A 1,497-nucleotide genomic window follows, 5' to 3' on the forward strand; every position below is an offset into this window, starting at 1 on the left:
CAAGGCCAAATGCGGCACTTGCCACGTGCCGCCGCTCTTCACGGAACCGGGCTGGAACCTGCATACCGCCGACGAGATAGGGATCGACGATTTCCAGGCGATGCGCTCTCCGGACGAGCGCTACCGGACGGCATCGCTGCGAGCCCTTTGGGACATCGAGAAAATTCACAAGGGCGGTTTCTACCACGATGGGCGGTTCGCCACGCTCGATGACGTTGTCGAGCACTATGACGGTCATTTGAGCCTTGACCTAACCGATCAGGAAAAGAGTGATCTGATCGAATACCTGAAGTCAATTTGACCCTGGATCGGACGGCACCAGCGCTTCTTTGGGTTGCTACAGGGAGGAAAGGTCATGAAAGACGATCGTGAAGAATTAATTTGCGGGCCGGCACAAGGTGGTGCAAGCCAAGGCTGTCGCGCCGGAATTTCTGAAGGTGTCGATGACCGGCGCCGCTATTGGAGGTGCAGGTGGGCTAGCGTCCTGCGTGACGGGTCAGCCTGCGGCGCGCGGCGCCGGAACGACACCAAAGCCTCTGGCGCTTTATCAGGATTCTCCAAATAAGGGTCGCCGCTGCGCCGGATGCACGCATTTCCTGGAGCCGAACGCATGCGAGATCTTTGCGGGTGAAATCAGTCGCTTCTACAAACCGCGGTCGGCCTGACGGGTCGAGCGGTTCCATGGCCGCTTGGACGGCGTACGGCTACCTGTAAGGTGCCTGGCCACTTGGGGTGATCGAGGGGGTGCGGGCGTAGGAAAATTGGCAGGGCCAAACTAAATCGCATGTTATCTCGCTCGGTTACGCACAATTCAAATAAACACACCTATGCCGCCTTCACCGTCCCGCTCCTCGTCCGCTCACCACCTTGCGCGCGCTCACCCGCTCACGTGCATGCAACGGCCCCCCGCCATGACTCCCGCCATTGGCATCGTAGGGACTAGTCCCTTCCAGATGGTCGGCACCCTGAGAGGATCAATTCGTCCAGATCGAACACTGAACTACTTGACCCGTTGCCTTATCACGAACCCTTTTCAGAAATACGCGATGAAGACCCATTGCGCGTGATCTTGCTTCACTGGTCGCAACGAAATTGGGAGGGCCGACATGCGTGGCCAGGCAGTCGATCGGCGCGATCTTCGACAGGTCATTTGGAACGAACGAACTGGTCACACTCGACTGGAGTTCGATTCATGAGAGCCGAGGCGGAGGGAGGTCGGGATGCGATGACGGCCGCCTACCCTCCCAGCGGCTGTCTGGAAGCCGAAAGAAGTTCTTCCTCGTCCACCACCCCGGCCATGTAGTTGGCAATAATTCGTCACGCGAGCGTTTCAGTTGATGCGCAGATTGGCCGTCAACCTTCAACCGATCGAACACGCGGCCCAGTATCGCCAGCTCGGATGGATCGGGGCAGTAATTCAGCGCCGGCGGATGGCCGGCCCGGGAATTCTTAAAGCGCGGCGGCAATGTCGCAAAAAGCCCGCCGCACCTTTCGGCT

Annotated in this window: 1 pseudogene; it reads left to right on the top strand. The window is 58.9% G+C overall.

Annotated features, from left to right (window positions below):
- Positions 1-301, top strand: a pseudogene (locus E5W87_RS27675) (hypothetical protein); the annotation flags it as partial.
- Positions 302-1,497: the final 1,196 nt, after the last annotated feature.

The sequence above is a fragment of the Mesorhizobium sp. genome (genome assembly GCF_004962925.1).
Classification (GTDB): domain Bacteria; phylum Pseudomonadota; class Alphaproteobacteria; order Rhizobiales; family Rhizobiaceae; genus Mesorhizobium.